This window comes from Janthinobacterium sp. CG_23.3, from assembly GCF_046115965.1.
In the GTDB taxonomy this organism is placed as follows: domain Bacteria; phylum Pseudomonadota; class Gammaproteobacteria; order Burkholderiales; family Burkholderiaceae_D; genus Janthinobacterium.
Window position 1 is genome coordinate 14284 of record NZ_JBJXIB010000008.1, and the last position, 22024, is coordinate 36307.

15 protein-coding genes and 1 tRNA gene are annotated in these 22024 nt (G+C 65.8%); 7 read left to right on the plus strand and 9 right to left on the minus strand.

What is annotated here, in order from left to right; genetic code table 11:
• Nucleotides 1–282 precede the first annotated feature (282 nt).
• On the plus strand, nt 283–1128 hold the full coding sequence (locus tag ACFDR9_RS04135) for an undecaprenyl-diphosphate phosphatase (RefSeq protein ID WP_409030165.1): 846 nt from the start codon (nt 283–285) through the stop codon (nt 1126–1128).
• Between the two features lies 1 nt (nt 1129).
• Entirely contained in the window at nt 1130–2959 is a 1830-nt protein-coding gene (gene recQ / locus ACFDR9_RS04140) for a DNA helicase RecQ (protein ID WP_409030166.1), read from the plus strand.
• Nucleotides 2960–3096: 137 nt separating this feature from the next.
• Here recQ and ACFDR9_RS04145 read toward each other — a convergent pair whose 3' ends face one another.
• A complete protein-coding gene (locus ACFDR9_RS04145; protein WP_017879449.1) occupies nt 3097–3273 on the minus strand; it encodes a hypothetical protein in 177 nt (58 codons plus the stop codon).
• Nucleotides 3274–3468: 195 nt separating this feature from the next.
• On the minus strand, nt 3469–4482 hold the full coding sequence (locus ACFDR9_RS04150) for a type II asparaginase (RefSeq protein ID WP_409030167.1): 1014 nt from the start codon (nt 4480–4482) through the stop codon (nt 3469–3471).
• A 145-nt stretch (nt 4483–4627) separates the two neighbouring features.
• Between ACFDR9_RS04150 and ACFDR9_RS04155 the strand changes: the two genes are divergently transcribed.
• Both ACFDR9_RS04155 and ACFDR9_RS04160 read left to right on the plus strand, forming a co-directional pair.
• Entirely contained in the window at nt 4628–5590 is a 963-nt protein-coding gene (locus ACFDR9_RS04155) for a LysR family transcriptional regulator (protein ID WP_017879451.1), read from the plus strand.
• A 140-nt stretch (nt 5591–5730) separates the two neighbouring features.
• Nucleotides 5731–7017: a Glu/Leu/Phe/Val family dehydrogenase gene (locus ACFDR9_RS04160; RefSeq protein ID WP_409030168.1), complete on the plus strand. Its 1287-nt coding sequence runs from the start codon at nt 5731–5733 to the stop codon at nt 7015–7017.
• Between the two features lie 108 nt (nt 7018–7125).
• On the opposite strand, the gene trmB is transcribed toward ACFDR9_RS04160, so the two are convergent.
• The 3 genes from trmB to ACFDR9_RS04175 all read right to left on the minus strand — a co-directional run bounded on the left by trmB (nt 7126) and on the right by ACFDR9_RS04175 (nt 10917).
• A complete protein-coding gene (trmB, locus tag ACFDR9_RS04165; protein WP_017879453.1) occupies nt 7126–7806 on the minus strand; it encodes a tRNA (guanosine(46)-N7)-methyltransferase TrmB in 681 nt (226 codons plus the stop codon).
• A gap of 272 nt (nt 7807–8078) precedes the next feature.
• On the minus strand, nt 8079–9530 hold the full coding sequence (locus ACFDR9_RS04170; protein ID WP_409030169.1) for an FAD-binding oxidoreductase: 1452 nt from the start codon (nt 9528–9530) through the stop codon (nt 8079–8081).
• Entirely contained in the window at nt 9523–10917 is a 1395-nt protein-coding gene (locus tag ACFDR9_RS04175; RefSeq protein WP_409030170.1) for a VOC family protein, read from the minus strand. The genes ACFDR9_RS04170 and ACFDR9_RS04175 overlap by 8 nt, the downstream gene beginning before the upstream one ends.
• A 173-nt stretch (nt 10918–11090) precedes the next feature.
• On the opposite strand from ACFDR9_RS04175, the gene ACFDR9_RS04180 reads away from it, so the two are divergent.
• The gene (locus ACFDR9_RS04180) at nt 11091–12002 is read left to right on the plus strand and encodes a LysR family transcriptional regulator (protein ID WP_409030171.1); all 912 of its coding nucleotides are present in this window, start codon (nt 11091–11093) and stop codon (nt 12000–12002) included.
• Nucleotides 12003–12268: 266 nt separating this feature from the next.
• Here ACFDR9_RS04180 and ACFDR9_RS04185 read toward each other — a convergent pair whose 3' ends face one another.
• Both ACFDR9_RS04185 and ACFDR9_RS04190 read right to left on the minus strand, forming a co-directional pair.
• Nucleotides 12269–13456 carry a Fic family protein gene (locus tag ACFDR9_RS04185; protein WP_409030172.1) on the minus strand — a complete coding sequence of 396 codons (1188 nt, stop codon included), beginning with the start codon at nt 13454–13456 and terminating at the stop codon, nt 12269–12271.
• 322 nt (nt 13457–13778) lie between these two features.
• Nucleotides 13779–13852 (minus strand) — tRNA-Gly (locus ACFDR9_RS04190).
• A gap of 198 nt (nt 13853–14050) precedes the next feature.
• Here ACFDR9_RS04190 and ACFDR9_RS04195 point away from each other — a divergent pair.
• Together ACFDR9_RS04195 and ACFDR9_RS04200 are read left to right on the plus strand one after the other, a co-directional pair.
• Entirely contained in the window at nt 14051–15094 is a 1044-nt protein-coding gene (locus ACFDR9_RS04195) for an MBL fold metallo-hydrolase (RefSeq protein ID WP_409030173.1), read from the plus strand.
• 159 nt (nt 15095–15253) lie between these two features.
• Entirely contained in the window at nt 15254–18169 is a 2916-nt protein-coding gene (locus ACFDR9_RS04200; RefSeq protein ID WP_409030174.1) for an EAL domain-containing protein, read from the plus strand.
• Between the two features lie 3 nt (nt 18170–18172).
• Here ACFDR9_RS04200 and ACFDR9_RS04205 read toward each other — a convergent pair whose 3' ends face one another.
• Both ACFDR9_RS04205 and ACFDR9_RS04210 read right to left on the minus strand, forming a co-directional pair.
• Nucleotides 18173–19774 (minus strand): tetratricopeptide repeat protein, encoded by a 1602-nt coding sequence (locus tag ACFDR9_RS04205; protein WP_017879512.1) that lies wholly within the window; start codon nt 19772–19774, stop codon nt 18173–18175.
• A gap of 6 nt (nt 19775–19780) precedes the next feature.
• Complete coding sequence (locus tag ACFDR9_RS04210) at nt 19781–22021, minus strand: putative bifunctional diguanylate cyclase/phosphodiesterase (RefSeq protein ID WP_409030175.1); 2241 nt, start codon at nt 22019–22021, stop codon at nt 19781–19783.
• Between the last annotated feature and the right edge of the window lie 3 nt (nt 22022–22024).

The window sequence follows — 22024 nt, forward strand, 5'->3', positions numbered from 1 at the left end:
ACGCGGGGTCGATATCGGGACGAAAGTCATTGCCCCAAAGCACGGCATCGACGATGCTATCGCGCCGCCGCGCCGTGGTCAACCAGGCTAAGCGAATACCCAAGGCGTGCGCAACGAATACCAACGCCGGGCGGCGCCGGCAAACGGCGCGCCGCGCGGCCCGCGCTTGCGCCCGAATCAGAAGCGGCGCCGCTATCGTGGTAAGCTTCGACCCCGCGCGGGCGTCAAGCGGCGCCGCCATTTCCCCCACTCACCTTATTTGTACGTAGCAGAACAATACATATGGATCTTATTCTTGCGCTAAAAGCCATCGTCATGGGGCTGGTTGAAGGTTTTACCGAATTTTTGCCGATCTCCTCGACCGGCCACCTGATTTTGGCCGGCAGCCTGCTGGACTTCAGCGGCGACGTGCCGCGCGACGTCATGGAGGTGTTCGAGATCGTCGTCCAGGCCGGCGCCATCCTCGCCGTCTGCTGGGAATACCGCGCGCGCATCGCCAGCGTCGCCAGCGGCCTGTTCAGCGAGCGCAAGGCGCAGATGTTCCTGCTCAAACTGCTGGTGGCCTTCCTGCCGCTGGCGCTGCTCGGCCTGGCGCTGGGCAAGCTCATCAAGGCGGCGCTGTTCAAACCGGTGCCGGTGGCGCTGGCCTTCATCGTCGGCGGCGTCATCATTTTGCTGGTGGAGCGGCGCGCCCACAGCAACCCGATCGCCGTGCGGGTCGAGTCGGTCGACGACATGAGCCTGCTCGACGCCTTCAAGGTCGGCTGCGCCCAGGCTTGCGCGCTGATTCCCGGCACCAGCCGTTCCGGCGCCACCATCATCGGCGGCATGCTGAGCGGCCTGTCGCGCAAGGCCGCCACCGAGTTTTCCTTCTTCCTGGCGATACCGACGCTGCTGTGCGCCACCGCCTACGAGCTGTACAAGGCGCGCGCGCTGCTCTCGCCCTCCGACGTGCCCTTGTTCAGCCTGGGCACAGTGGCCGCCTTCGCCTCGGCCTTCCTGTGCGTGCGCTGGCTGCTGCGCTACATCAGTTCGCACGACTTCACCTTCTTCGCCTGGTACCGCATCGTGTTCGGCCTGGTCGTCATCGCCAGCGCGCATTTCGGCTGGGTCGTGTGGACGCACTAACATGAGCAACCAGGACCTCCAGGCGCAGGCGCTGCACCAGCTGCAAACCGTCTTCGGCTACCCGGCCTTCCGCGGCCAGCAGGGCGACATCGTCGAACACGTCGCCGGCGGCGGCGACGCGCTGGTCCTGATGCCGACCGGCGGCGGCAAGTCGCTGTGCTACCAGATCCCGGCGCTGCTGCGCGACGGCGTCGGCGTCGTCGTCTCGCCGCTGATCGCGCTGATGCAGGACCAGGTCGACGCGCTCGCCGAGGTCGGCGTGCGCGCCGCCTTCCTGAACTCGACCCAGACCTACGAGGAAGCCAGCCGCATCGAGCGGCTGGTGCGCACCGGACAGATCGACCTGGTCTACGTGGCGCCGGAGCGCCTGATGACGCAGCGCTGCCTGGACCTGTTCCAGGCCTCGAAGATCGCCCTGTTCGCCATCGACGAGGCGCATTGCGTGTCGCAGTGGGGCCACGACTTCCGCCCCGAGTACATCAAGCTGTCGGTGCTGCACGAGCAGTTCCCGGACGTGCCGCGCATCGCCCTGACGGCCACCGCCGACCCGCAGACGCGCGCCGAAATCGCCATGCGCCTGCAACTGGGCGACGCGCGCCAGTTCGTCTCCTCGTTCGACCGCCCCAACATCCGCTACCAGATCGTCGAGAAGGGCACCGGCCGCAAGCAGCTGCTCGACTTCATCACCACCGAACACGGCGGCGACTGCGGCATCGTCTACTGCCTGTCGCGCAAGAAGGTCGAGGAGACCGCCGAGTTTTTGAACGAAAACGGCATCCGCGCGCTGCCCTACCACGCCGGCATGGACTACGCCAAGCGCAGCGCCAACCAGGCCCGCTTCCTGCGCGAGGAGAACATCGTCATGACCGCGACGATCGCCTTCGGCATGGGCATCGACAAGCCCGACGTGCGCTTCGTCGCCCATCTCGACCTGCCCAAGAGCATCGAGGGCTATTACCAGGAAACCGGGCGCGCCGGGCGCGACGGCATGCCGGCCAACGCCTGGATGGCCTACGGCCTGCAGGACGTGGTGCTGCAGCGGCGCATGATCGACGAGTCCGAGGCCGACGACACCTTCAAGCGCGTGCTCGGCGTCAAACTCGACGCCATGCTGGGCCTGTGCGAAACGCTGAGCTGCCGGCGCATGCGCCTGCTCGAATACTTCGGCGAGCCGGCCACGCCGTGCGGCAACTGCGACAACTGCCTGATGCCGCCGGTCTCCTTCGACGGCACGGTGCCGGTGCAAAAGCTGCTGTCGGCGATCTACCGGGTCGACCAGCGCTTCGCCGGCGGCCACGTCATCGACGTGCTGCGCGGCGTCGAATCGGAGCGCATCAAGACCTGGCACCACGACTCGCTGTCGGTGTTCGGCATCGGCGCCGAGCGCAGCGAACTGGAATGGAAGGCGATCCTGCGCCAGGCCATCGCGCTGGGCCTGGTCACGGTCGACCACGAACAATACAGCTCGCTGAAGCTGACCGACGCCGCCCGCCCCGTGCTCAAGGGCGGCCAGAAGGTCCAGCTGCGCCAGTACCAGAAACCGGTGAAGGCGGCCAAACGCAGCTCCGGCGCGTCCTCCAAGGGCTACGTCGAAACCGACCTGTCGACGCGCGAACAGGCGATCTTCGACAAGCTGCGCTGGTGGCGCGTCGAAACCGCGCGCACCCACAACGTGCCGGCCTACGTGATCTTCGTCGACGCCACGCTGCGCGAAATCGCCAAGGCGCAACCGACCTCGCTGGAACAGCTGCGCGGCGTCAGCGGCGTCGGCGAGAAGAAGCTGGCCTCCTACGGCGACGAGATCGTCGCCATGATCGGCGACATGATCTAGGTCCGCCAGCGAAGGATTTTCGCCGGTTGGGTTAGCCCGCCAGGGCGTAACCCGACCGGCGCCGGCCGCGGCCCGGCGTCGGATTACGCGTGCCGCCCAGCCGCCCCGCGACAAAGCGGAAGGTCCGGCGAAAGCAGCTAGAAACCGCGGCGCTGGCGCAGCGGTTCGAGCGAGCTGCCGTGGTTTTGCTGGTGGTAGGCCGAGGCCGCGGCGCGCACCCGCGGCGGCGGCAGCGCCATGGCGGCGTCGCGGCCGCCGTGCGGCGCGTTGGACGGAACCCCTGGCGGGGTGATGGATCTGGCGCTGGTCTTCATACGAACCCCCGTGAATACACTAAACGATCTGGACCGGCAGCGGCGTTGCCGCGCCCCCGCCTAGTTATTCGCAAGACGCGTGCCATGACGCGCGCCAAGCTGGACGCTATCGGCGCCCGCCCAAGACCGGCCCAAACGCCTCAAAAAGAAGCAAACCCGCGCCAAAGCGGCCTTCTCCGCACCAAAGCGACGCGCCTAATAGGTGTAAAACATGCGCTGGATCTGGCGCGTGTCGTCGGTGACGCTGAGCGCCAGCATCAGCAAGATGCGCGCCTTCTGCGGGCTCAGCGTGTCGGCCACCACGAAGTCCAACTCGTCGTCCCTGGCCACGCCGTTGCGCGCCACGATACCCTGGCCGACGCGGCTGGCGCGCACCACCACGCAACCCTGGCGGCGCGCGTCCACCAGCGCCGGCATGACCCGGGCGGCGATGCTGCCGTCGCCGACGCCGGCGTGGATAACGCCGCGCGCGCCGGCGCCGACGAAGGCGTCGATCCCGATCCGGTTCATATTCGCGTGGCCGTAGACGATCTCCACCTGCGGCAGCGCCGCCAGCGCGCCGACGTCGAACTCGCTCTCCAGCGTATGGCGGCGGGTGCACTGGCGATAAAACACCGGCCGGTTGTCGTGCATATACCCGAGCACGCCCAGCTCCGGCGTCTTGAACGCGTCCGGCGTCGAGGTGTTGGTCTTGGTGACGTCGCGCGCGGCGTTGATCTGGCCGTTCAGCGCCACTAGCGCGCCCTTGCCGGCCGCCTCCGGGCTGGCCGCCAGCACCACCGCGTGGTACAGATTGCCGGGGCCGTCGGCCGACATCGCCGTCGACGGCCGCATCGCGCCCACCAGCACCAGCGGCTTGGCGCTGCGCACCACCAGGTTCAGGAAATAGGCGGTTTCCTCGATGGTGTCGGTGCCGTGCGAGATCACCACGCCGTCGACGTCGGCGCTGGCCAGCAACGCGTTGACGCGGCGCGCCAGCACCAGCCACTCGGCGTCGCCGATGTTCTCGCTGGCGATCTGGAACAGCTGCTCGCCGCTGACGTGGGCCACCGCCTTCAGTTCCGGCACGGCGTCGAGCAACTGCCCGACGCCGACGGTGGCGGCGGTGTAGCCGACCGTCGCGGTGCTGCTGGCGGCGGTGCCGGCGATGGTGCCGCCGGTGGCCAGCAGCGCAATGCGCGGCAGCCCTGGCGTTCGATGATGCGGCATGATGTCCCCCTGTATTTTTTATCCGGCGACTCTACGCCGCCGCGCCCTCCGCTGGCAAATGCCTTGTCTGCATGGATCTATGCCGGATTTGCATAATGTTTGAAAGCGGTTTTGCATTTGCCGCCAAAGGCGGTTACGATCTCGCATGGAAACCAAATGGCTTGAAGACTTCATCTCGCTCGCCGAGACCAACAACTTTAGCCGCTCGGCGGCGCTGCGCCACGTGACCCAGCCGGCCTTCTCGCGGCGCATCCAATCGCTGGAAAACTGGCTCGGCACCGACCTGGTCGACCGCACCTCCTACCCGACCAGCCTGACCCCGGCCGGCGCGGTGTTTTACGAGCAGGCGCTGGAAATGCTGGGCCAGATCAACGGCGTGCGCGCGCTGTTGCGCGGCAAGCGCGCGGCGGTGCAAACCAGCGTCGACTTCGCCGTGCCGCACAACCTGTCGCTGACCTTCATGCCGAAATGGCTGACGGCGCTGGGGCAGGGCTTCGCGCCGATCAACTGCCGCCTGATGGCCCTCAACGTCCACGACGCGGTGCTGCAACTGGTCGACGGCGGCTGCGACCTGCTGCTGTGCTACTACCACCCGCGCCTGCCGGTGCAACTGGACCCGGGCAATTACGACATGCTGGTGCTGGGCCACGAGGCGGTGCGCGCCTACGCCCGCTGCGACAAGGCGCGCACGCCCGAGTTCACGCTGCCCGGCAGCCCCGAGGCGCCGCTGCCGTTCCTGTCCTACACCAACAACGCCTACCTGGGGCGCATGGTCGAACTGATGCTGACCGACGCCAAGCAGCCGCTGCACCTGGAAACCTGCTACGAAACCGACATGGCCGAGGGCTTGAAAATGATGGCGCTGGAGGGCCGCGGCGTGGCCTTCCTGCCGGAGTCGGCGGTGGCGCGCGAGCTCAAGCAAAAGCTGCTGGCGCGCGCCGACAACGGCACCCCGGAATGGGAAATCGACATGGAAATCCGCCTCTACCGCGAGCGCCCGTCGCCGCAGCGGCCGGGCAAGGCGGTGGTGGAAAGGCTGTGGCAATACCTGGCCCAGGCGGGCAAAACGCGCGCCGGAAAACGCCGTCCCCGGGCGTCGAAAACGTAAAAAATCAAACTATGCAAGTTACGCATAGTTAAATGCGCACAAAGCATTGGCCGCCCCCGGGCGGCTTCCCCTACGATTCGGATCTCGCCGCGCTGCGCCTTGTCGCGGCGCCATCCAACGTATCGTCAGGAGCATCAAGCATGACTCGTCAACACGAACTGCCTTCCTATCTCAATCCAGAAGATCTGGGACCTTGGGGCAACTACCTTGAACAAATCGACCGCGTCACGCCCTACCTGGGCAGCCTGTCGCGCTGGGTCGAAACGCTGAAGCGTCCGAAGCGCATCCTGGCCGTCGACGTGCCGATCGAGCGCGACAACGGCACCATCGCCCACTACGAAGGCTACCGCGTGCAGCACAATATGTCGCGCGGTCCCGGCAAGGGCGGCGTGCGCTTCCACCAAGACGTGACCCTGTCCGAAGTGATGGCGCTGTCGGCCTGGATGACGGTCAAGAACGCGGCCGTCAACGTGCCATACGGCGGAGCCAAGGGCGGCATCCGCGTCGATCCGAAAACGCTGTCGAAAGGCGAGCTGCAACGCCTGACCCGCCGCTACACCAGTGAAATCAGCATCATCATCGGACCGAACAAAGACATCCCGGCGCCCGACGTCAACACCAACGAACAAGTGATGGCGTGGATGATGGACAGTTACGCCATGATCGGCGGCAACATGTCGACCGGCGTCGTAACCGGCAAACCGATCTCGCTGGGCGGCAGCCTGGGCCGCCGCGACGCCACCGGCCGCGGCGTCTACGTGGTCGGCTGCGACGCCGCCGCCAAGATCGGCATGCCGATCGCCGGCGCCAAGATCATCGTGCAGGGCTTCGGCAACGTCGGCGGCGTGGCCGCGCGCATGTTCGCCGAAGCGGGCGCCAAAGTGGTGGCCGTGCAGGACCAGAACACCACCGTCGTCCATCCGGGCGGCCTGGACATTCCCCGCCTGCTGGCCCACGTGGCCGAAGCCGGCACCGTGGAAGGCTTCCCCGGCGCCGACAGCTTCGTGCCGCGCGAGCAGTTCTGGGGCATCGACTGCGACATCCTGATACCGGCCGCGCTGGAACAGCAGATCACGGCCGACAACGCCGGGCGGATCCGCGCCAAGATCATCCTGGAAGGCGCCAACGGCCCGACCACGCCGGCGGCCGACGACATCCTGACCGACAAGGGCGTCTTGATCATTCCCGACGTGCTGGCCAACGCCGGCGGCGTCACCGTCAGCTACTTCGAGTGGGCGCAGAACTTCTCCAGCTTCTTCTGGACCGAAGAGGAAATCAACTCGCGCCTGACGCGCATCATGCGCGACGCCTTCGACACGATCTGGCAAGTGTCGCAGGAAAAGAAAGTGTCGATGCGCACCGCCACCTTCATCCTGGCGTGCACCCGCGTGCTGGAAGCGCGCGAAGTGCGCGGCCTGTACCCGTAATTTGCTAGGTCGGGTTAGCCCAAGGGACGTAACCCGACAAGGTTGGCGCCGAGCCGGCACGAAACGCTTGCGCCAACATTGTCGGATGACGCGTTGCGCTAATCCGACCTACGATTTGACGAACACCAAATCCCATACGCCGTGCCCGAGCCGCAAACCGCGGTTTTCAAACTTGGTCAGCGGCCGATACGCCGGCTGCGGCGCGTAGCCTTCGGCGGTGTTGGCCAAGCCGCTTTCGGCGCCCAGCACTGCCAGCATCTGCTCGGCGTATTCCTGCCAGTCGGTGGCGCAATGCAGATAGCCGCCCGGCGCCAGGCGCTCGGTCAGCAGCTTGACGAACGGCGCCTGGATCAGGCGGCGCTTGTTGTGGCGCGCCTTGTGCCACGGGTCCGGGAAGAACACGTGCACGCCGGCCAGCGAGTTGGCCGGAATCATATGGTTCAGCACTTCCACCGCGTCGTGCTGGATCAGCCGCAGATTGCCCAGCTCCTGCTCGCCGATCTGCTTGAGCAGACTGCCGACGCCGGGCGTGTGCACTTCGACGCCGATGAAATCCTTCTCCGGCATGCCCTTGGCGATGTGCGAGGTGGTGTCGCCCATGCCGAAACCGATTTCCAGCACCGTCGGCGCGCCGCGGCCGAAGGTCTGCGCGAAATCGAGCGGCGCCTTGTTGAATTCAAGCAGAAATTGCGGTCCCAGCGTTTCCAGCGCGCGCGCCTGGGCGATCGACAGGCGGCCGGCGCGGGTGACGAAACTGCGGATGCGGTGTTCGGTCGGATCGTACATCATTGGCCGCGCTGGGCTGTTTTGGGGCGTATCTGAGGACATGGGAATAGTGGGTAACGGGTAAAAGAACTGCGGGAGAACCGCGACGGCGCTGGCGACTTGCGCGTAAATGCGATTCCGCAAAGGCGATATTTTAACAGGCCGGGGCGCCGGCGAGGGAGCCGGGCGGGTTTGTCGTTGAAATGATCAAAGCCAAAGCGTAAGCCCGGGGGCGGACCCCGGGGGCCCGACCCCGGCGGCCCGGCCGCTGGTTCTTTTGAGCGCTGGCGGCGCTTTTACTCGGCTTGGCCGAAGTCGACCGTGCCGCACAGCGCCAGCGGGTCCAGCATCCGCTTGATGCCGCCGGCCATGGCCATGGCCCGGGCGCCCGCGTATTTGCGGTAATACGCCAGGTTGTGCGGGCCGATGCCGTGCTCGGCGCTGTAACTGCCGTCGAAACGCTCCACCACCATGGCGTAAATGTCGTCGCGCAGTTGCTGCACGATGGCCGGGTCGTAGGCCAACGCGGCCGCGTGCGGCCAGATGACGTTGAAGTGCACGCCGCCGTCGGCGATGTGGCCGAAATCGACGACCAGCAAATGCGGAAAATTGGCCTGCACGTGCGCGCTGGCCGCCTGGCGGAACGCCATCACGCGCGAACGCGGCACCGAGACGTCGAAGGCGATCGGCTTGCCGATGCTGCGCGCGCCTTCGCTGATGCCGTGGCGCAGATGCCAGAGTTCCTTGCCGTTGCCGATGACGGCGTTGGATATCAACGATTCGAATTTATCCTGCAGGAAGCGGTTCAGCGTTTCCTGCAGATCCAGGCCGGTGTAGGCCGGCGAGGCGTTCGATTCCAGTTCAATCAAGATGGCCAGGTCGGGAATCGGCTCCGGGGCGAAGGGGTTGCGCAAATTCGGCACGTGGTCGATGGCGGCGCGCATGGCGTTGGCCGACATGCCCTCGAACGCGGAGAAAAAATCGCCGAGTTCGGCTTCCAGCGAGGCAAGCAGCTCGGCGACGGCGTCGTCCGACACCGGCACCACCAGGGCGGTGGCCGACTGTTTCGGCCGCGGGTGGATTTCCAGCGTCGCCTTGGTGATCACACCGGCCACGCCCGAGGTGCCAACGAACAGTTGCTTGAGGTCGTAGCCAGTGTTGTCCTTGCGCAGCGCGCTACCGAGGCGGACGATTTCGCCGGCCGGGTGGAACAGCACCACCTCCAAGGCAAGCAGGTTGTGGCGCACGTCGCCGTAGCGGATCAGCCGGGTACCGCCGGTGTTGGCGGCGATCATGCCGCCGATCATCGGGTTGGCGCCCAGGTCCACCGGGAACCACAGGCCGTGCGGCTCCAGCTTGTCGTTCAGCTCCTGCAAGGTCACACCGGCGTCGAGGCGCACGCTGCGGTTGGCGACGTCGACCGCGCACTCGCCGCGCAGGCGGCCGAGCGACAAGACGATCTGCAAGCCCGAGCTATCCGGCGTGCTGGAGCCGACCAGCCCGGTATTCCCTCCCTGCACGACCACCTGCACCCGGTGCGCGACGCACACTTTTACCACCGCGCTGACCTCCTCGGTGGTGGCGGGGCGCACCACGCACAGCGCGACGCCGTTGCCGTAACGCGCGCCCTGCGCGTACGGCTGGCAGTCGTCGCCACGCAGCAGGCCGCGCTCGCCGACGATGGCGCTCAACTCGGCCAGCACGACGTCGCCGCCGGCCAGTCCCTCCACGCCGGTATCCTTATGCATGGTTCGCGTCTCCGCGCAGCTGCGAGCGGACCGCCTCGATGGACTGCGACTGGAGCGCCTGGTACAGCGCGATTTCGTCGTACACGCTGGCGCCCAAGGCCGCCTCGAAAGCGGTTTTCGCCTCATTCGCCGCGTAACTTTTTTGCTCGGCGCCGCCCAGGTTCGACTGGAAAATACCGGCCGCGCTGACGGGCAGGAAGTCTTCGTAGGTGATCGGCCGCGCCTGCACGTAGCCGCCGGCGACGAGCTCGTCGAGCGCGGCCGCGTCCTTGCCGCTGCCGATGGCGGCGCTGCCGGCGCCGGTCAGCGCGTAGCTGAAGAAGGCCAGGCCGGCGCGGCGGATCGCCTCCAGCTCATCCGGGAAGGCGAGGAAGGCCGTGGCCAGGCGCTGGGCGTAGTCGCCGCCGGCGCTGCCGGCCTGGTCGGCGTTGCGCACGCCGGCCAGCAGTTCGTCGTACAGCGCCCTGCCCTTGCCGGTCAGCGCCATGCCGCGCTGTTCGATTTCGCCGAAACGGGCGGTGTGGGTGCCCTGCGCCGAACTGTCGGCGCCGACGAAGGCGACCCGCTCTTCCAATGCCTTGAAGCTGGTCTGGCGCAGCAGGATCGGGCATTTGCGCGTCGGCGGGCCTTCGATCACGTCCTTGGCGCCGACGCCGCGCTTGAGCATTTCCGCCTGCGCGGCGTCGATATCCAGCGTCCTGGGCGTCAGGTGGTTGATGTGCGGTCCCTTGAAGCAGGCGACGTCGGCGATCAAGCGATGCGCCTGGTGCAGCCGGTGGTAAGTATCCTCGCCGACGGTGGCCTCGCTGTGCCAGCGGAACGTCTCGCGCACCTCGGCGACGAACTCGTCGGCCTCGCTCGACAGCAAGCCGCCGGTCGCTTCGAACTGGCGCGTCAATTCCAGCGCGCGCTCGGTGAAGATGTTGCGGCGGCTCAGGATCGCCTCGATTTCGGCGCGCACCGCGGCGTTGTCGATCAATTCCAGGCGCAACAACGAGGTGAAGACACGGAAGGGATTGCGCGTCAGCGCGGCGTCGCTGATCGGCCGGAACGCCGTCGAGTGCACCGGCACGCCGGCCACCGACAAGTCGTAGTAACCGACCGGCAGCATGCCCATCACGCCGAAGATGCGCCGCATATTGGCCAGCTCGGCGGGCGTGCCGAGGCGGATCGCGCCATGCCGCTCGACGTCCAGGCGCTCCAGTTCGCCGCTCTGCGCCAATTGCCCGGCGAGGCCGGGATTGCCCTGCATGACCGCGGCGTTGACGTCGGCCACCAGCTCCAGCAAGGTGCCGTATTGCGGCACTTCCTGCCGGTACATATCGGACATGGCCTTGGAAAAGCGAGAGCGGATCTCGTCGGTGGATACGAATGGTGGTGTGTGCATGAACATGGTGTTTTTCCGAGGTTGAGTCCGCCACGCAATCAAGCCGGCAGCGCTGCCATCATGCTGAAGAAGCATTACTAAGGCGTTAGGGGCAAGCCAAATTATCGTTGCCAACGCTGGACAGCGTCAAACGATAATGCCGCCTGACATCATTCCATTGTAGAATGACCCGTATGGCTATCCCCCGTCGATTCCTTCCGCAAATGGCAGTCCTGTGCGCCTTCGAAGCGGCGGCGCGGCACCGCAGCTTCACCGCTGCGGCCAGCGAACTCAACCTCACGCAAAGCGCGATCAGCCGCCAAATCCGCGCGCTGGAAGAGTTGCTGGGCTCGGATTTATTCGTGCGCGAGCGCCAGACCGTGCGGCTGACGCAGGCCGGCGAAGCCTACGCGGAGGAAATCCGCGGCGCGCTCAAGCGCATCTCGACGGCGACGCTGGGCTTTCGCGCCAATCCGCAGGGCGGCACCTTGAACCTGGCCATCTTGCCGACCTTCGGCACGCGCTGGCTGGCGCCGCGCCTGCCGCAATTCCTCGCCGACAATCCCGGCATCACCATCAACCTGACGACGCGGCTGGCGCCATTCGATTTCAACCTCGAATCGGTGGACGCGGCGATTCATTTCGGCCCGCCGGAATGGCCGGGCGCCGAACTCGACTTCCTGATGAACGAGACGGTGGTGCCGGCGTGCAGCCGCGCACTGCTGGCCACCCACCAATTCACGTCCGCCTCCGACCTGGTCAAAGTGCCGTTGCTGCACATGGTCAGCCGTCCGGACGCCTGGCGGCGCTGGCTGGGCGCCATGGGCGTGGAGGCCGACGACGTGCATGGCATGCTGGTCGACCAGTTTGCCATGGCGACGCAGGCGGCGATTTCGGGCTTGGGCATCGCGCTGCTGCCGCGGTTCCTCATCGAAAGCGAACTGGCGCGCGGTGACCTGGTTGAAGCGATCAACGGCCCGGTCGAAAGCGCCGAGCGCTACTACCTGGCGTGGCCGTCCAGCCGCGCCAGCTACCCGCCGCTGCAGGCGTTTCGCAGCTGGCTGAAGGCGGCGACGCGGCAGGCGCCGGCTGCAGGCCCGTTGTAGGCCCCAACAACCATCCCAAAGCCTAGTTTGCGCTTAAGGCCGGGTAGTCGGTATAGCCGGTTGCCGCCGGGGAGTAAAACGTAGCCTTGTCCGGCGCATTGAGCGGCGCGCCTTGGCGTAAGCGCTCGGGCAAGCTCGCAGCATCGTCACTGCCGCGTTGCGGCCAGCGATCTCTTAGGACACGATAGCGTGAGAACCATGCAACGACATTACCTATGACGCGGGAAGATCGTCATGCCGACGCGCTAAGCCGCGTTCATGCCTGCTCAGGCAGGGCCCAGCAAGGACGCGGAGATGAAGCCTTCATTCGATAGCGCGTTGATGGCTCCGCGAAGCAGATAGTTATTCGTAAAGCACATCGTATACTGCCGTGCACCAGGCTTGATGGGCTGCAGCATCTTCCCTTCCACCAGGCGTTTGATCTGGTAAGTGCGTTGAGCTGGATTTAGCCCAGGCATCACCTTGGCCAGATCGCCAGATTTTGCTGTGCCCAGCTTTACCACCTCGAGCAAAATCGCCTGCTCCTCATGCGTTATCAGCCGCCGCTGAACCGAGTAGGCAAGCGCGGGGATCAGGATTTTCTCTTTCAAGAAAGTGTAATCCGTCAGCCGGTCAACTTTTCGCAGTTCATCCAAGATGCCTTGCAAAACGTAGGTACACCAGAGGTCCAGGCTTTTATCTGTGCCGTTGTCAGCACAAGAAAGCATCGCATAGTAGCGCTCACGGTCGTTGCAAAAGACAGCAGTCGGATTCAACACCCGCCCGCCTGTCTTGACATTGAAACCGTACTTGATCAGAAGGGCATAGGTCATCAAACGCACGACGCGCCCATTACCGTTGCTAAACGGGTGAATCCAGCCAAAGCGATGATGTGCCAATGCAACCTTGATCAAGGCATACTTGGGAGCATCATCCCGATTGATGAATCCGATCAGCTCTTCCATGTAACCAGGTACAAGGACAGGGTCTGGCGGAAGATGGTCTGACTTGGCAATGCGGACCGCTCCCGTTCGATATGCTCCGGGCGTGCGGTCGCCCTCCCTTTCCAGGTCATGCACTGCCAGCGCGTGCAGCTCTCGGATGAAGTGTTCCGAGACTGATGAATGCGCAGTCACCACATCCTCGACGTATTGCATCGCCTTTTCGATGTTGGAAATCTCGCGTACCTGGTCGCTATCATTTGTGCCCCCTTTCACCGAAGTCTCCACATAGTCGGCAAGAGTCGTATGGTTGCCCTCGATTCGCGCAGACCCCAGACTTTCCAGCATGTGAAAAATATGCTTTAGCTGGAAGAAAGTTGATGCGGGCGTTGTCCCGCCAAGTTTCAGGCGCCGCAAGTGTTCTAGTTCCGTTAGAACATCGACAAGCGGCGAATCGAACGAGGGATTTAAAAGCTTCAGGTCAAAGTGGCGGAAGTCTGGCACAGCGATCCTGCCCTTCTTAAATGGCGTCAAGTATTAAGTTGAATTTTTAAGATAATACACCTAAAAATCATATACTTACGAACGCTATTAGACTGCCACATGTGTAATGACCCAAAATCACAAGTCGAGCTATCTACACTTCCGCCGAGTAGCGGGCTTGCAGTGCAAGTTTTTCATGTGACGAAAGACGAAAACAACGCTGCGTTTCTCGGATAAATTTCCGACTCGGCAATTGAAATGTGGGAAATTTATTGGCAAAAAATAAAAAATGCGCGACCATGAAAAGCTATTTCAGCGCTTTGTGGAGTTTTGCTTTGTGGAGCGGCGAAAGAAGGTTTCCGCCGTTTTTCATTGGAGCGGGTGAAGGGAATCGAACCCTCGTCGTAAGCTTGGGAAGCTTCTGCTCTACCATTGAGCTACACCCGCGAAGCTCGCATTCTACGCGAGTTTGCACATCGTTGACAAATTTCACTCGCGTCCAAGCAGATCCATCGAAGCTGGGCTAGCCGTCGATTGCGAACCGGTGGTTACAAATTAAGTAAGCGCGGCGCCGTTTATCTCCATTGCACTGTCAACCATACTGGCACCCAGCAGTACCGCCCCCCCACCACGACAGGAGAGAACATGCATAGCGCAATCATAGGCAAGAAAACGGCGCCGGCAAGCCGGTTTGCCACCGGCGCCCCGGCTGCAGCCGGCAACAGCCAAAACGCATGGGCGCGGCTCGCCGCGCTGGTGCTTGCAACTTGCGCCGGACTGGCGGCGGGCGCCGCGTGCGCCGGCACCCTGGGCACGTTCACGTCGGACGCCAACGGCTTCGACACCCACACTTATTATTATGACGACGGCCAGGAAGTCACGCTGATCGATACCCAGTTCGTGCCGGCGCTGACCGCCGCCATGCTGGCGCAAGTGAAGCGCCAGACCGCGTCCCCTGTCACCCGCGTCATCGTCACCCACGCCAATCCGGACAAGTTCAATGGCCTGCCCTACCTGCACCAACTCGGGGTCGACTCCATCACCAGCGCGGCCGTCGCCGCCGACATGCCGCTGGTGCATGCGTACAAGGAGAACTTCTGGGTGAACGTGGCCGAGGCCTTCAAGCAGGGCACCTACCCTGCCTTCGAGCAGGTGAAGACGACGTTTGCCAAGTCCTCGACCATTCGCCTGAAGTCCGGCGAAACGCTGTCCTTGTTCGAACTCGACAATCCCGGCGTGGCGGCGCACCAAGTGGTGGTGCGCATCGACGCCACCGGCGACCTGCTCGTCGGCGACCTGGTGCATACCAAGGCCCATCTGTGGCTCGAAGGCGGCCTGGTAGACGGCAAGCCGCACGCCGATCTGCGGCGCTGGTCCGACGCGGTGGCCGAATTGCCGCCGCTGGCCGCCGGCAAACCGGCGGCGAAGCTGTATGGCGGACGCGGCGAGGCAATCGCCGTTGCCGACGCCGTGCGTGAACAGCAGCGCTACCTGGCGCGGGCGCGGGCCTTGGTGGCCGGCTATATCGATGAACTGGGCCAGCGCAAGCGCGAATTGCGCGACCCGGCGCGAAGCAAGGCGCATTACCAGGCGCTACAGGGACGCTTCGCCAGCGCGTTCCCCGAATACCAGCTGCCTTATATGATCGGGTACAGCGTCTACGGCCTGGTCAATACGTTGGCGGACTAGGCCATTGCCGCGGTGTGGAAAAACCGCCGCCGTGGACGAAGCGGGAACGCTTGCGCGCAAAAACGATCTATACGGTAACGGCCGAATTCGGCCCAATTGCGCCCGTGGCAAGCTTGCGCCACGTCCACTTTTTCCCCGTATCGAGGCCAGCCCACTATCATGAGCACATCCGATTCCAAACACGACATCGTCCCGGTGCCGCACGAGGCGGCGGAACTGTTCCGCCTGATGGCGGAAGAGATCGAGGAATGCGCGATTTTCCTGATGGACCCGCACGGCGTCATCACCACCTGGAACCGGGCCGCCGAAGTGATGAAGGGTTACCTCGCCCACGAGGCGGTGGGCCAGTATCTGGGCATCCTGTACACGCCGGAAGACGTGGCCCGCGACCGGCCGGCGCACAACCTGCGCGAGGCGGCCAAACACGGCTATTACCGCGAAGAGACGTGGCGCAAGAAAAAGGACGGTTCGCTGTTTTTCGCCCACGTCGCCCTGACCGCGCTGCGCGACGACGGCGGCCAGTTGCTCGGCTTCTCCAAGGTCACGCTGGACCTGACGCCCCACAAAATGCTCGAACAATGCCTCGATGAAAAAGAGGAAACCCAGCGCATCATGGAGGCGGCCAAGGCCGGCACGTGGAAATGGCAGGTCGGCAACGGCCACATCGAGTTTTCCCCGGCCTTCCTCGGGATGCTCGGTTATCAGGAGCACGAACTGGGCCAGCAGGACGACGCCTGGGACAAGCTGGTGCATCCGGACGACGCGCCGGGATGGGGCGCGCAGCTGGCCGCGGTGCGCCAGCAATGCCCGGCGTTGCCGCTGGCGTGCGAGCTGCGCTTGCGCCGCAAGGACGGCGCATGGCGCTGGTTTTACATGCGCGCCGAATGGCGCTGGAACGAACGCGACCGGGCGTTTTTGCTGATGGGCGTGAACGTCGACATCCACGACAGGAAACTGCTGTCGCAGGAAAGCGAGGCGCTGGCGCTGCAGATACAAACCGAGCGCAACCGCTTTGCCGCGATCCTCGACCAGATGCCGGTGTCGGTCGTGCTCGCCGAGGTGCCAGGCGGCGCCGTGCTGTACCAGAACCAGGTGTCGCAGCGGCTGTTCGGCACGCCGCCGCTTGCGCTGCCCAGTTACCGCGACTACGCGCAATTCCAGCTGGCCGACGCCGACGGCCGGCCGCTGCCGGCGCACGAGCATCCGCTGGCGCGCGCCATCGCGCAGGACGCGCCGGCCAGCGCCGAGCAAGTGCTGGCGCGCCAGGCCGACGGCGCGCTGGCGCACTTTTCCGTCAGCGCCGCGCCGGTGCACGACGACGACGGCGTCGCCCGCGTGGCGGTGTCGGTGATGCACGACATCGAGGCGCAAACGCGCCTGCGCAAGCTGCTCGAGGCGGAAAAGGAGCGCGCCCAGGTGACGCTGAAGGCGATCACCAACGGCGTCGTCACCACCGACCTCGACGGCCTGGTCGACAGCATGAACGCCGCCGCCGAGCGCATGACCGGCTGGAGCGAGGCGCAGGCGCGCGGCCAGGCGGTCGGCGCCGTGGTCGAGCTGCGCGACGCCGACGGCGCCGCCGCGCCCGACAATCCGATCGCCTTGTGCCTGCGCGAAAACCGCGCGGTCAGCTCGCCCGGCCACGCGCTGCTGCTGGCGCGCGGCGGGCGCCGCTATTCGGTCGAGCACGCCAGCGCGCCGCTGCACCTGGCCGACGGCCGCCCCGACGGCGCCGTGCTGGTGCTGCACGACGTGACCGAGGCGCGCGGGCTGCTCGACAGCCTGAGCCACCAGGCCACCCACGACGCGCTGACGGGCCTGGTCAACCGGCGCGAATTCAGCGTGCGCCTGCAGCGCGCGCTCGACCGCAACAAGGAGACGGCCGAGAAAAACAGCGCCTTGCTGTACATGGACCTGGACCAGTTCAAGATCATCAACGACACTTGCGGCCACGGCGCCGGCGACGAGTTGCTGCGCCAGCTCGCCTACGCCTATGGCCAGCACGTGCGCGAGCGCGACACGCTGGCGCGCATCGGCGGCGACGAGTTCGCGCTGATCGTCGAGCATTGCACCGAGGCCGAGGCCATGCGCGTGGCCGACAAGCTGCTTGAAACCACCCGCGCCTTCCGCTACGTCTGCAAGGAGCGCTCGTTCCAGCTCGGCGTGAGCATCGGCCTGATCCCCATCGACGGCGTCGCCGACAGCGTCGAGGAGGCGCTGCGGCTGGCCGACCACGCCTGTTACATCGCCAAGGAGTCGGGCCGCAACCGCGTCCTCATCCAGAAAAGCGGCGACGTCGAGATGGTGCAGCGGCGCAACGACATGTACTGGACCACGCGCGTCGGCGACGCCTTCCGGGCCGACCAGCTGGAGTTGTTCTACCAGCCCATCGAGGCGCTCGGCGGCGCGGCGCGGGGCCTGCACTACGAAATCCTGCTGCGCATGAAGAACGGCAGCGCCGGCCCTATCCTGCCCGGCACCTTCCTGCCGTCGGCCGAGCGCTACGACATCATGCCCAGCATCGACCGCTGGGTGCTCGACCACAGCCTGGCGTGGCTGGAGCAGCATCCACAGCACGTCGCCGAGCTGGAGCTGTGCAGCATTAACCTGTCGCAGCGCACGCTGGCCGACCCGGCGTTCCGGCAATACGCGGTGGCGCGCATCGGCTCGTCGTCGCTGCCGCCGCAGAAACTGTGCTTTGAAATCACCGAAACGGGCGCCGCCGCCAACCTGCACAAGACGCTGTCGTTCATCAACGAGTTGAAGGCGCTCGGCTGCAGTTTCGCGCTCGACGATTTCGGCACCGGCATGGCCTCGTTCGCCTACCTGAAGCAGTTGCCGGTCGACTACGTGAAGATCGACGGCTCCTTCATCCAGGCGATGGGGTGCAGCCAGGTCGATTTTGAAATGGTCCGCTTCACCAACGAGATCAGCCACCTGATGGGCCGGCGCACGATCGCCGAATTCGTCAGCAACCAGGACACGCTGCAGCAATTGAAGGCGATCGGCGTGGATTTCGCCCAGGGCTTCCTGCTCGGCAAACCGCGCCCGCTGGCGCCGGCGCCCCGCGCTTGAGCCTTAGCCCGGCAGCAGTTCCAGGCGCTGCTGCGCCTGCGCCAGCTCGGCGGCGCCCATGCGCGCCGCCGCCTGCCGGATGAACTTGGCGGCGCCGTGGGCGCCGCCCTTGTCGGCCAGCGACAGCCACAGGTAGGCTTGCAGCGGGTCGGCCGGCGCGCCCTGGCCGCTGGCGTACATCAGCCCCAGGTTGAGCTGGGCCCGCGCGTGCCCCTGCTGGGCCGCCTTGAGGTACCAACAGTGGGCCGCCGCGTAGTCTTGCGGTACACCTTGGCCGTTGTCGTAGCGCAGGCCAAGGGCGAACTGCGCCTGCGTGTGGCCTTGCTCGGCGGCCTTGCGGAACCACGCGTGCGCCTGGGCGCCGTCCGGCGCCGGGCCGTCGTCCTGGTCGTGCAGCAGCGCCAGCATGTATTGCGCGGCGGCGTAGTCCTGCTCGGCGGCGCGGCGGTACCAGGCCAGCGCCAGGCGCGCGTCGCGCGGCACGCCCTGCCCGGTTGCATAGCGCAGGCCGAGGTCGAACTGGGCCCGCGGGTGGCCCTGGTCGGCCGCCTTGCGGTACCAGAACACCGCCTCCTGCGGGTCGGCCGGCAGGCCGTAGCCGTGCTCGTACAGCAGGCCGAGGTGGTATTGCCCGGCCGCGAAGCCCTGCTCGGCGGCCTTGCGATACCACAGCTGGGCCTGGCCGTAGTCTTGCGCCACGCCCTGGCCGTGCTCGTAGTGCAGGCCGAGGTTGTTCTGCGCCGCCGCGTGGCCCTGCCCGGCCGCCTGGCGATACCATTGCTGCGCCTTGAACTCGTCGCGCGGCACGCCCTGGCCGTTGTCGAAGATCAGGCCGAGGTTGAACTGCGAGCTGGCGTGGCCCTGTTCGGCGGCGCGCCGGTACCACAGGATCGCCTGCTCGCTGTCCCGTTCCAGCAGAGGGTCGGCGCCCTTGTCGTGGCGCAGCGCCAGGTTGAACTGGGCCGGCGCGTAACCCTGCTCGGCGGCCTTGCGGAACCAGGCCGTGGCCTGCTGGCGGTCCGGCGCCACGCCCTGCCCGTTGTCGTAGCGCAGCGCCAGGTTGAACTGGGCGCGCGCGTGGCCCTGCTCGGCCGCCTTGCGGTACCAGGCGACGGCCAGGTTCAAGTCCCGCGGCACGCCCTTGCCGTTGTCGTACATCATGCCCAGGTTGTTTTGCGCGCCGGCGTCGCCCTGCTCGGCCGCCTTGCTGAACCAGTGCATCGCCAGCGCGCTGTCCTGCGCCACGCCGTGGCCCTTGGCGTGCAACCAGCCCAGGTTGTACTGCGCCGCCGCGTAACCCTGCTCGGCGGCCTGCCCGTACCAGTGCGCCGCCTGTTCGTAACTCTGCTCGACGCCCTGGCCCTTTTGGCACATTACGCCGAGGTTGTATTGGGCGTGTTCCAAGCCCTGCGCCGCGGCGCGCCGGTACCAGGCCACGGCCGCCGCGTAGTCCTGCGCCGCGCCCTGGCCGTTGAAGTACATGAAGCCCAGGCTGTGCTGGGCGTTGGCGACGCCGCGCTCGGCCAACGCCTTGACGCGCAGCAATTCGGCGGTGAAGTGGCCGCTGGCGGCGGCCTCGGCCACGCTGGCGCTCGGGTTCGGCATCGCCGCTTAAGCCTTGGCCGCCAAGTGCCGCGCCGCGGCGGCGGCGGCGGCGGCGGGTCGGCGCTGCTGCTGCAAGACGTCGATGAAATCGTCCAGCGAGATGGGCCGGTGGTACAGATAGCCCTGCATCGTGCTGCAGCCGTTGGCCTGCAGGTAGCGCGCCTGCACCTCGGTCTCGACGCCCTCGGCGATCAGGTGCAGGCCGAGCCCGCGGGCGATTGAAATGATCGCCAAAATCACCGGGAAGTGGCCGTGCTCGTCGTGGATTTCCTTGACGAAGGATTGGTCGATCTTGATCGTGTGGATGGGAAAGCGGTGCAGGTAGGACAGCGACGAATAGCCGGTGCCGAAATCGTCGATGGCCACCGAGACGCCCAGCTGGCACAGTTTGTTGAGCTGTTCGATCGCGTACTGCGGGTTGCGGATGCAAATGTTCTCGGTGATCTCGACTTCGATCTGCGCCGGCGAGATACCGTAGCGTATCAGCGCGCCGCGCATCTTCTCGAAGAAGTCGCCGCGGTCCAGGTACTGCGGCGAGACGTTCAGCGACAGGCGGATGTCCTCGCCGCCGGCGGCGTTCCATTGCAACAGGTCGCGGCACAGCGCGCCCAGCATCCAGTCGGAGATCGGCAGCATCAAGCCGTTTTCCTCGGCGAACGGCAGGAACTCGCCGGCCGACAGCAGGCCGCGCTGCGGGTGGTTCCAGCGCATCAGGCCCTCGGCGCCGATGATGCGCCCGCTCGCCACGTCGATCTGCGGCTGGTAGTACATTTCCAGCTGGTTCAGCTCGAGCGCCTTGCGCAGGCTTTGCTCCAGCGCGATCTTCTGGTGCGACACGTCCAGCATCGAGGTGTGGTAGAAGCTGTGGCCGTTCTTGCCGAGCGCCTTGACCTGGTACATGGCGATGTCGGCGTGGCGCAGCAGCTCGTCGATGCCTTCGCCGTCGCCCGGGTAGATGGCGATGCCGATGCTCGCCGAAATATGCACCTGGTGGCCGTCCAGGTCGAACGGCCGCTGCAGGCTGTCGAGGAATTTGTCGGCGATCAGCTTGGCGTCCTCGCGGTCGCGCAGCTCCGGCAGCACGATGGTGAACTCGTCGCCGCCCTGGCGCGCCAGCGTGTCGCCGCGGCGCAGGCAATCCTTCAGGCGCTGCGCCACCTGCTGCAACAGCTCGTCGCCCTTGACGTGGCCGAGCGTGTCGTTGACCAGCTTGAAGCGGTCCAGGTCGATGAACATCACCGCCAGCTCGCTCAGCTTGCGCTTGGCCTGGATCACCGCCAGGCCGAGCCGGTCCTTGAACAGCATGCGGTTCGGCAGGTCGGTCAGGATGTCGTGGTAGGCTTGGTAGGAAATCACCTCCTCGGCGCGCTTGCGGTCGGTGATGTCGCGCGCCACGCCGTAGGTGCCGAACAGCTCCGCCTTCTTGGCGCCCAGCGGCGGCGCGTGCATGCCGATGGCGTTCAGGCCGATCATCATCAGGGTATTGCTGAAGGTGCGGTCGGCGCCGTTGCCGTTGCGGCATTTCAGGCGCAGCTCGACGTTGCGCGAGGCGCGCTCGTCGAGCCGGCGCTCGTTGAAGGCATAGCGCGCGCGCTCCTGGTCCTCGTCGTGCACCAGGGTCGTATAGTGCTTGCCGATCAGCTCCTCGCGGCTGAAGCCGAGCAATTGCTGGACGCGGTCGTTGACGTAGGTGATACGCCCGTCATGGTTGAGCGTGTAGATGATGTCCGGCGAGCTGTCGACCAGGTAGCGGTACATGCGCTCGGAGTTTTCCAGCTGCGAGGCGATGCGCTCGTTCTCGATCGCCAGCTTGCGCTTTTGCAGCGCGTTGTCGACCGTCTTCAGCAGCTCCTCGCGGCTGTAGGGTTTGCGCAGGTAGTCGTAGGCGCCGCGCTTCAGGGCGCCGATCGCCGCCTCGATGCCGACCTCGCCGCTCATGACGATGACGTCGCCCTCGATGCCGCGGCTGTTCATGTAGTCCATGATCTCGTGGCCGCTCATGTCGGGCAGGCGCAGGTCGAGCAGGATCAGGTCGAAGCGCAGCTTGCCCAGCTCGGCCAGCGCCTCGCCGCCGCAGGTGGCGGTGACGAGCTGGTAGTCGCGTCCGCGCAGCAGTTCGTAGAGCGAGGACAGCAGCCGCGGTTCGTCGTCGACCAGCAGGATGCGGGCGCAGTGTTCGGTGTCGAAACCGTGCGGCGTCGCGGCGGCGGGGTGCGTGGCGGCGGCGCCGGCGGGGTTCGCGTTCATTCT